Source organism: Streptomyces alkaliphilus, from assembly GCF_014141535.1.
GTDB classification, from domain to species: domain Bacteria; phylum Actinomycetota; class Actinomycetes; order Streptomycetales; family Streptomycetaceae; genus Streptomyces; species Streptomyces alkaliphilus.
In genome coordinates, this window is sequence record NZ_VKHT01000668.1 from 1 (window position 1) to 2,942 (window position 2,942).

Below are 2,942 nucleotides of genomic sequence, written 5' to 3' on the forward strand. Positions count from 1 at the left end.
CCGCGTCGCCCTCCTCGCCCGCGCCGGGACGGCCGTCGTCAACGGCGGCCCCGGGGGGCCCGGGTTCCGGGTCGGAGGATCGGTGATGGACGACGGCCAGGGTCAGGACTGTGGTCGCGACGACCGCGCCGATCACGCGGCCGACGGGGCGCCGGCGGGCGGCGCCGGCGGTGGGAGACCTCACGTGGTCAGATGCTATGGCAATCGTTCCGGGGTTCCGTCCGATCCGAGCCGGCCCCGCGACGCCCCGGGCGTCACCCCGCCGCCCCGATCCGGCACGGCAGCGGCAGAATGGCGGTGTGAACCGTGCCTCCCTGGACAAGCAGCCCACCGAAGTCGCCGCCATGTTCGACGCCGTGGCGGCCAAGTACGACCTGACCAACGACGTGTTGGCCCTGGGACTGAACCGCCGGTGGCGCACCGAGGTGGCCCGCGCGGTGGCGGCCCGGCCGGGGGAGCGGGTCCTGGACCTGGCGGCCGGCACCGGCACCTCCTCGCTGCCCTTCGTCGAGAACGGCGCCTACACCGTGCCGTGCGATTTCAGCCAGGGAATGCTGCGCGAGGGCCGTCGCCGGACCCCCTGGCTGCCGTTCGTCGCCGGAGACGCCGCGCGACTGCCGTTCCGCGACGCCTCCTTCGACGCCGTGACCATCTCCTTCGGTCTGCGCAACGTGCGGGACACCGACGCGGCCCTGCGCGAGATGCTGCGGGTGACCCGCCCCGGCGGGCGGCTGGTGGTCTGCGAGTTCAGCCACCCGGTGTGGGCGCCCTTCCGCACGGCGTACTCGGAGTACCTGATGAGGGCGTTGCCGTCGGTGGCCCGGCGGGTCTCCAGCGCACCGGACGCCTACGTGTACCTGGCCGAATCCATCCGGGCCTGGCCGGACCAGCCGGCGCTCGCCGCCCGGTTGCAGGATGCGGGCTGGCGGAGGGTCGCCTGGCGTGATCTCAGCGGCGGCATCGTCGCCCTGCACCGGGGCCGGCGCCCCTGACGGGACCTCCCCTCCCGGGGTTCCGGCGGGCGGTGCCGATCGCCCGGGACCCGCGGGGCCGCCGGCCGGTGCCGCCCCGGGGGACGGCGGGGCCGGGCCATAGACTCGGGGCACCCCGTGGAGTCGACGATCATCGGGCCGGCGCCGGGGTCGGCAGGGTCCGCAACGAGGGGAGATCCCAGTGACCACCACCGAGACCGCCGATGTGATCGTGGTCGGTGCCGGGCCGGGCGGCTCGGCGGCCGCGTACCACCTGGCCCGGTCCGGCCTGGACGTGCTGTTGTTGGAGAAGACGGCCTTCCCCAGGGAGAAGGTCTGCGGCGACGGCCTCACCCCGCGTGCCACCAAGCAGCTGGTCGCGATGGGCATCGACATCTCCGAGGAGGCCGGCTGGCTGCGCAACCGGGGCCTGCGCATCATCGGCGGCGGCCACCGCCTCCAACTGGACTGGCCCGAACTGGCGGGCTATCCCGACTACGGCCTGGTGCGCCGCCGGGACGACTTCGACGAGCAGTTGGCCCGGCAGGCGGTGAAGGCCGGTGCCCGCCTGTACGAGCGGTGCAACGTCACCGGTCCGGTCATGGAGGCGCGCACCGGCACCCGCATCGTCGGGGTCACCGCCCGCCTCGGCGAGGAGAAGCGGGAGGTGGAGTACCGGGCGCCGGTGGTGATCGCCGCCGACGGCAACTCCTCGCGCCTCTCCCTGGCGATGGGCCTGCACCGCGACGACCGGCGGCCCATGGGCGTGGCCGTGCGCACCTACTTCGAGTCCCCCCGGCACGAGGACGACTACCTGGAGTCCTGGCTGGAGCTGTGGGACCGCAGGGGTGACGAACCCCGGCTGCTGCCCGGCTACGGCTGGATCTTCGGCATGGGCGACGGCACATCCAACGTCGGCCTGGGCATTCTCAACAGTTCCAAGGCCTTCGGCGAGCTGGACTGGCGCCAGGTGCTCAAGGCGTGGTGCGCCTCGATGCCGGAGGAGTGGGGGTACACCCCCGACAACATGACCGGTCCCATCCGGGGCGCCGCACTGCCCATGGCGTTCAACCGCAAGCCGCACTACACCCGGGGTCTGCTGCTGGTCGGTGACTCCGGCGGCCTGGTCAACCCCTTCAACGGCGAGGGCATCGCCTACGCGATGGAGTCGGGGCAGATCGCCGCCGAGGTGATCGTCCAGGCCATGGCCCGCCGCACCTCCGCGCAGCGGGAGGTGGCGCTGCGCCGTTACGCGACGGTCCTGCGGGAGACCTACGGCGGCTACTACACGCTGGGCCGGGCCTTCGTGAAGCTGATCGGGAACCCGAAGGTGATGCGGCTGGCCACCGAGCGCGGCCTGACCCATCCGGTGCTGATGCGGTTCACCCTCAAGCTGTTGGCCAACCTCACCGACCCCACCGGCGGCGACGCCATGGATCGGGTCATCAACGGTCTGGCGAAGGTCGCCCCCCGGGCCTGACCCGGCGGGCGGCCGGAGGCGCGTCCCGGCGGGGTTCCGGAACCCGCGACGGCCGGGGCGGACACGTGGGTCACGTGTCCGCCCCGGCCGTTCGGCGTGCGGTGCGGGTGTTCCGGGGGCGGATCAGCCGATGCGGATGGCGCCCGAGGGCTGCGACCAGCTCATGTCCTGCTCCACGACACCGGTGGAGGGGTTCTGCGCGCCGACGAAGCGGCCGTTGCCCACGTAGATCGCCACGTGGTACGCGCTGCCGGCGCCACCCCAGTAGAGGAGGTCGCCCGGCTGGGCCTGCGACACCGGGATGTGGGTGCCCATGCCCGACTGGGCCTGCGAGGTGCGCGGCAGGGAGATGCCGGCGGCGGCGTAGGCGGCGCCGGTGAGGCCCGAGCAGTCCCAGGCGTTCGGACCGGTGGCACCCATGCTGTACGCCTTGCCGACCTGGGCGCGGGCGAAGGCGACGACGGCGGCGTTTCCACCTCCGGGGGCGGGGG

The 2,942-nt window shown here is 73.6% G+C and carries 3 protein-coding genes and 1 pseudogene; 2 read left to right on the forward strand and 2 right to left on the reverse strand.

Annotation, left to right across the window (positions count from 1 at the left end; translation table 11 throughout):
* A pseudogene (locus tag FNQ90_RS27545) lies at positions 1-184 on the reverse strand (hypothetical protein); the annotation flags it as partial.
* A 115-nt stretch (positions 185-299) separates the two neighbouring features.
* Between FNQ90_RS27545 and FNQ90_RS18240 the strand changes: the two are divergent.
* A complete protein-coding gene (locus FNQ90_RS18240; protein WP_182607360.1) occupies positions 300-992 on the forward strand; it encodes a demethylmenaquinone methyltransferase in 693 nt (230 codons plus the stop codon).
* 175 nt (positions 993-1,167) lie between these two features.
* Positions 1,168-2,451 (forward strand): geranylgeranyl reductase family protein, encoded by a 1,284-nt coding sequence (locus FNQ90_RS18245; RefSeq protein ID WP_182607362.1) that lies wholly within the window; start codon positions 1,168-1,170, stop codon positions 2,449-2,451.
* Between the two features lie 123 nt (positions 2,452-2,574).
* Here FNQ90_RS18245 and FNQ90_RS18250 read toward each other — a convergent pair.
* The coding region (locus FNQ90_RS18250; RefSeq protein ID WP_182607361.1) for a C40 family peptidase at positions 2,575-2,942 on the reverse strand (368 nt) is incomplete at its 5' end.